This window comes from uncultured Actinomyces sp., assembly GCF_963526355.1.
In the GTDB taxonomy this organism is placed as follows: Bacteria; Actinomycetota; Actinomycetes; order Actinomycetales; family Actinomycetaceae; genus Actinomyces.
In genome coordinates this window covers 22,782-29,324 of sequence record NZ_CAUROW010000026.1, presented here as the reverse complement: position 1 = coordinate 29,324, position 6,543 = coordinate 22,782, and the positions used below count along the sequence as shown (strand labels likewise).

At 67.3% G+C, this 6,543-nt stretch carries 4 protein-coding genes; 2 read left to right on the top strand and 2 right to left on the bottom strand.

The features are described 5' to 3' along the window. Positions 1-2,108, bottom strand: a 2,108-nt coding sequence (locus tag RWR81_RS07385; RefSeq protein ID WP_314456406.1) for a UPF0182 family protein, incomplete at its 3' end; no start/stop codon positions are given. A gap of 468 nt (positions 2,109-2,576) precedes the next feature. Between RWR81_RS07385 and RWR81_RS07380 the strand changes: the two genes are divergently transcribed. Next, positions 2,577-3,191 (top strand): PPA1309 family protein, encoded by a 615-nt coding sequence (locus tag RWR81_RS07380; protein WP_314456404.1) that lies wholly within the window; start codon positions 2,577-2,579, stop codon positions 3,189-3,191. A 103-nt stretch (positions 3,192-3,294) separates the two neighbouring features. Here the strand turns inward: RWR81_RS07380 and RWR81_RS07375 are convergent, their stop codons facing one another. Next, positions 3,295-4,842, bottom strand: coding sequence for a zinc-dependent metalloprotease (locus tag RWR81_RS07375; protein WP_314456400.1), 1,548 nt, complete (start codon positions 4,840-4,842; stop codon positions 3,295-3,297). Positions 4,843-5,150: 308 nt separating this feature from the next. Here RWR81_RS07375 and RWR81_RS07370 point away from each other — a divergent pair, with 308 nt between their 5' ends. Then, positions 5,151-6,380 carry a S16 family serine protease gene (locus RWR81_RS07370; RefSeq protein WP_314456398.1) on the top strand — a complete coding sequence of 410 codons (1,230 nt, stop codon included), beginning with the start codon at positions 5,151-5,153 and terminating at the stop codon, positions 6,378-6,380. Positions 6,381-6,543 lie beyond the last annotated feature (163 nt).

The window sequence follows — 6,543 nt, the reverse complement described above, 5'->3', positions numbered from 1 at the left end:
GTCAGGTAGTAGGGGGCCTGCTGGTCCTGGCCGGGCGTGGTCGGGTCATCCGGGATCTTCCAGAAGTCGCCTCCGGAGTAGAACTCCGCGGCATCGTTGACGTGATAGGTCGCCATCATGGTGCGCTGGACGTTGAACAGGTCCTCCGGGTAGCGCATGTGCGCGATGAGGTCGGCACTCATCTGGCTCATGGGTGTGACCGTCCCCGGGAAGACCTTCTGCCAGGCCTTGAGGATCGGGTCCTTATCGTCCCACTGGTAGAGCTTGACCGACCCGTCGTAGGCATCGACGACGGCCTTGACGGAGTTGCGCACGTAGTTGGACTCCTCCGGTGCCCTGAGAAGTCCTCCCTGGTTGTCGGCGGTCGCCGTCGCCCTGGCCAAGGACTCGTGCTGGGAGTAGGGGTAGTTGTTCGTCGTGGTGTAACCGTCGACGATCCACACCACCCGCTTGGGCGTGGCCGGGTTGTCATCATGATCGACGACGGCCGGGTAGGGGCTGTTGTCCAGGGTCAGCCAGGGAGCCACCTTGGAGACTCGCTTGGCCGGGTCCCGGACATAGAGGATCTGGGATCCCTCGCGCACCTCCTGGGAGAAGAGGATGTTGGCCTCCCGGAACTTGACGGCGTAGAGCAGCCGGTTGAACGGGTTGGACAGGCTCGGCCCGCCGTCGCCGGCGAAGGTGGTGTTGACCTGACCGGTCTCGGACTTGTCGTCGGGGTAGTCCAGCTCGCGCGGCGAGCCGTTGTCCTTGCCGCCCACGATGGAGTAGGACGGCGAGGACTGGCCGAAGTAGATCCGGGGCTCGTACTCGCCCAGGTCCCCCTTGGACGGGATGCCCCCCTCCCAGAAGGAGGGGTAACCGCGGGAGGCCACCGTGTTGCCGTAGGCGTTCACGACTCCGTAGCCGTGGGTGTAGACGGTGTGCTCGTTGACCCAGGTCTGCTGCTTCTCACCGAGGCCGGACAGGTTCAACTCGCGCACCGCGATGACCGTGTCCCGGTTGGTGGAGCCCACCTTGTAGCGGTCGACGTTAAGACGGTTCGTGAAGGAGTAGTACTGCTTGTTCTGCTGGACCTGCTGAAAGGTCGGGGAGATGAGTCCGGGGTCCAGGAGCCGGATCGAGGTGGTGGACTCGGCGTCCTTCTCCAACTGACCGGGCGCAGCCGTCGTGGTGGCGTCGTAGTTGGTGGTCTCCACGCTCTCCAGACCGTAAGCGGCCTTGGTGGCGTTGATATTGCGCTGGATGTACTCGGCCTCCTGACGCTGGGCGTTGGGGTCGACGACGAATTTCTGGATGACCAGCGGGTACGCCGTTCCCACCACCAATGAGGACACGATCATGACGACCACACCGATGATCGGCAGGCGCCAGGAACTGACACGCACCGAGGCGATGAAGAGGATCGCGACGGCGAGCCCGATCGCGGCGAGGATCGCATTGGCGGGGATGACCGCGTTGACGTCTGTGTAGTTGGCACCGTCGAACTTGGAGTTGGAGGCGTACAGGGAGCTGTAGCGTCCCAGCCAGTAACCCGCCGCCCGGATGACGGCGTACAGGGCCAGGAAGATCGCCACATGGGTGCGCGCCGCCTTGGTGAAGTGGGGTTTGCGTACCACGGAGATGCCGCCGTACAGGTAGTGGACGACGACGGAGGCCACGCCGGAGAACAGGACGACGCTGGACAGGAAGGACACGAGGGTCAGCACGGCCGGCAGAACGAAGACGTAGAAGGAGATGTCGATACCGAACTGGGGGTCCTTGACGCCGAAGGACTGCGAGTTGAAGGCCAGGAGGACCTCGCGCCAGCTGGGCGCCAGCGCCCCGCCCGAGCCGAGCACCGCCAGCACCGCAGGCACCACCCAGGTCATGCGGCGCCGTAACGGCTCGATCACCGTACGGTAGGCCTCGAGGTTGCGGGTGGCCTCATCGTCGGGCATCCCGATCTCCCGAGCCCGGTAGGCCGCGGTCATCGAGACGAAGACGGCCCCGAACATGACGGCGAATCCCACCAGGAACAGGATGGCGGCGGCAATCCACTGCGTCAGCAGCACGCGGACGTAACTGAGCTGGTTGAACCAGAGGACCTCAGTCCACACCTGCGACATGACGCCGATGATGACAGCGATCGCGACAACGATCGAGATGGTCAGCGCCAAGGGCCCGGGGCGACGGCGTGCGGTCTTGCCACGTGGTGCACGAGGAGGACGGATCCCACCTCCGCCTACACCTCCCAGGCCGAACAGCCCGGTTCTGGCACCCGGTCTCCACTGCCGGGATGAGCCGGTGGGCTTGCTCGAGGACTCGTCGTCGGGCGTGGTGCTCACGATCCTGCTCCCTGTCTGACGTACGTGGTGGCGCTGCCTCGCGCACGGTCCAGCGCGGCGCCATCGGCCCGAAGGGCCGCTCGGACCATCGTCCCACACACCATCGGCACGACCATAAACCTTCTTCAGGGCGAGAAATCGACTCCGGGCAGTCGCAATGCGAAAGCCGTTTATTCGAGGCAGTGTCATTAGAGACGGCAGAGGCACCGATGAGATGATGGCCTCGTGACTGACGATACGGCCGCCCCGCTGCCCGCCCCCGATTCCGAGCCCTCCTCCGCGTCAGCTCCCAGGACCTCGGCGTCGAGCGCGGACCGGTCCGCCTCTCCTCGGGGCCGGGCCCTCGCCCGTGCGGTGACGGAGACCGAGGCCCACGTGGCCGTCTCCGGCTGGGATCAGCCGGTACGGGTCTTCGCCTTGGTTCGTGCCGCCGATGCCCTCCGGACTGATCCGGACATCGCCGGGCTCCTCGACGCCGCCACCGTGGAGGGGGCCCGCACCGACCCTGAGCTGCTCATGGTGGTGGAGCAGGAGAGGCTCCCGGCTGCCGCCGACCTGGAGCATCTGCTGGCCCAACTCTCCTGGCCCCAGTCCGTTCACGGTGCGGCGATCGGTGTCGAGCGCCTGGTTCTGCCCCCTGCGGCGCAGGAGGAGGCGGACGCCATCGCCGACGCCGCCGAGCGCCTCACCTTCCTCCAGGCGCACCCCGACCGCGAGGACATCCGTATGGTGGTGGGCGTCCTGCGCGACGGGGAGTCCTGGTGCACGCTGCGTTCTCGCACTCACGACGACGCAGCCTCGGTCTACCAGGGTGAGCGACTGGTTCCCGGTTTGGTCGAGGCGTTGGCGACCACCTTCATGTAGCAGTGCGTGTCAGACGCCCTGCAGGCGGGCGAGTCACCGACACACCCCGGCCCCGGCTCAGGCGGGCCTCAGGTCGGCCCAGTCGCCGCAGGGACCCTCCCTCTCAGGCATTCTCCGTGCCGTCCGATCCTGAGCCGTCCGGCTCGTCGATGTCGTCAGCGCCGTCCGAGTCCTTGAAACCGAGGGATCCTCGAGAGGCCTCGTCCACAGGCCCGGGGATCCTGTCCCCCGGTCCCTCGGGGCTGTTCTCATCCGCCTGCCTGGCGCCCTCGGCGTACCCGAGGGTGCCGTCCAGGAGGGAGACCAGGTCTGCGTCGATCTCGGAGTCGAAGTCCTGGGCCATGCGTCGCATGGTGAGGAAGTCCTTGGGGTTGGCGAGCTCGGAGGCCGTGGGCATGACATCCGGGTGGTTCCAGAAGGCGTCGCGCTCGGCGTCACCGGCCTGGGCGCCCAGGTGGGCCCACAGCTCGGCGGCCTCGCGGGCCCGGCGGGGGCGGAACGTCAGCCCGATGAGTCGGGCGAAGACCTGCTCGGTGGCACCGCCCTGAGCTCGACGCCGACGCATCATCTCGGCCAGTGCCATCATGTGGGGCAGGTGGGGGGCGGCCGCGCGGGCGGTGACGACCTCGACCCACCCTTCGACCAGGGCCAGCAGCGTCTCGAGGTCCTCAAGAGCCTCGCGCTGGGCGGCCGTCTCCTGAGGCGCGAACAGCCCACTCTCGAGAGCCTCGCGCAAAGCATCGGGGTCGTTGGGGTCCACCTGAGCCACGGCCGACTCCAGGGTCTCGGTGTCGATGCGGATCTCGCGGGCATAGGCCGCCACGGCCTGGAGCACCTGCCCGCGCAGCCACGGCACATGGGCGTAGAGGCGGGCGGTGGCGGCCTCACGCACCGCCATGAACATGCGGGCCTCGTCCTCATCGACCTCCAGTCCCTCGGCGAAGGCGGACACATTGGCCGGCACCAGCGCGGTGCCCGGCTCACGTGTCAGCGGCAGGCCGGTATCCGTGGCGCCCAGAACCTCCTTGGCGAGTTCGCCAATGGCCTGACCGATCTGGAGCCCGAAAGCCGTGCCCGCCATGGTGCGCATGATCGATCCGAGCGCCCCCATCTGCTGGGCGGCCTGCCCCATCTCGGCGGGTATCTCGCGGATCTGCTTCTCCAGGGTGCTGGCAAGGGCGCTGGTGACGGCCTCGGCCACGGGGGCGCACACGTCCTTCCACACCGGCAGGGTGCGTTCGACCCACGTACTGCGGCTCCAAGCCTCCCGCTGCCCGGGGGCGGGCATGAGCTCGGTGGCGGTGTCGAGCCACAGGTCCGCCACCCGGAGGGCCTGGCGAGCGGAGTCCGCGACCGCGGCTGTCACCGTGGGATCGCCGTCACCGCGCGCCTGCCGGAGAGCCAGTTCCTGCCCCATTCGCCAGTTGACCGGCTCGGCGGTGGAGGCGGAGAACATCTGCTGGAACTGTGCGCGCATGGCCAGCAACTGAGCGGGGCTGAGCTGAGAGATGTCACCCACGCCGGGCATCTGGGCGATGGAGCTGGGATCAACCCCGGATGATCGCAGGGCTCCAACAGCATCGGAGGCCATCTGCTCACCGAAAAGTGATGCGAGCATCTTCTCGAGCTCGTCGAAGGCGTCCTCGCTCACGGCTCTCCTCTCATCGGGTGGTCCTAGGACATTGTCCGGGCACTGTCTCCAACGGTCCTATGCTCCCACCCATTCCTGTGCCGGGGCCATGTTCCGTTCGCCGACGGCGTGCCCGCATCCGCCTCCTAACGGCTCGGACACTCCGGATGCCGCGAGGCCCCATCGAGCCTGTGCCGGTCGGAAGCCCCGCCGGAGCCGCCACCCAGGAGACCCACCACAGCCGTTGTGCCACCGGATCGTCATCGTGTCGTCATTGTGTCGACTTCGTGCCAAGTTCGTATCGATAACTGCCTCTCTCTTCCAGGAAGATGTCGCATGATGAGCGCGTGACGCACGTAGACCAGCACGATGCCGCCGGCCCGGCCGACTCGACCGACCTTGACCGGCCCCTGCCGTCCCAGTCGGACCAGCCTGTCCGGTCAGAGGAGCCCGACATCGAGCTTCCGGATCAGGGCCGACGTCGGCGCAGACTGCGGCGGGTCCTGGCCGCTGGGACGTTCATCCTGGTCGTCGCCGTGGCGATCGCCGCCTTCACAGTACCGATCAACGTGGTCATCGAGGCCCCCGGCCCCACCTGGAATGTGCTGGACAACGGTTCGTCATCGGACCAGGACGTGCTCAAGGTCAAGGGCACTGAGACCTACCCGACCGAGGGGGCCCTGCGGATGACGACCGTGTCGGTATCGGGTTGTCCCGGATACCCGGTGACGACCGCCGACCTCATCGCCGCCTGGTTCTCATCGGACAGGAGGATCGTGGACCGTAACGAGGTGTGCCCGCAGGACCAGACCGCCGAGCAGGTCGAGGAGACCGGTAAGGCCCAGATGACCGCCTCGCAGGACTCCGCGGTCATTGCCGCGCTCATCGAGACCGGCATGGCCACCGCCATGCGCCTGACCGTCACCGAGGTGACCGAGCAGCAGGACTCCACCGAGGTCCAGGTTGACGACGTCCTGGAGACCATAGCGCCGGAAGGCGGGGAGACGACCACCATCACCTCCTTCTCCCAGCTGCGCGAGCTGATGTCCACCATTGCGGAGGGAACGCGGGTCACGCTCGGCGTGCGCCGCGGTGAGCAACAGGTCTCCGCCGCGCTCACCACGATCGCCCCGCAGGAGGGGACAAGCGGGTCGTTGCTGGGGCTGAGCCTGAAGATCTCGGTGGACAGCCCGGTGGAGGCCTCCTTCGGCCTGTCCGACGTCGGCGGACCCAGCGCCGGAATGATGTTCGCCCTGGGACTCGTCGACAAGATCACCCCTGGCGCTCTGACCGGGAGCAAGGACATCGCCGGGACCGGGACGATCAACATGGATGGCCAGGTCGGCCCCATCGGAGGAATTCAGCAGAAGATCGCGGGGGCCCACGGGGCCGGCTCGAAGTTCTTCCTGGCTCCGGCCAGCAACTGCGATGAGGTCAAGGGCCACGAACCCGAGGGAATGCAGGTCTTCGCGGTGAGCACCCTGCACGAGGCCGTCACCGCCACCGAGGCGATCGCCTCCGGCAATACCTCCGGCCTGACCACCTGCTCCGCCCGATGACAGCAACGATCGGTTGAGGCCACCTGCACGGGTGAGAGCCAACCGGGCAGAGCAGGGCGGATTCGCCGGAACGGTTCCGCCGGAACAGTTATCCACAGGCTCACGACCGCCTCTGGTCGCCCCGGTGTCGCTCATGCCATTCTCAGGTCAGTTCTTGACGCGG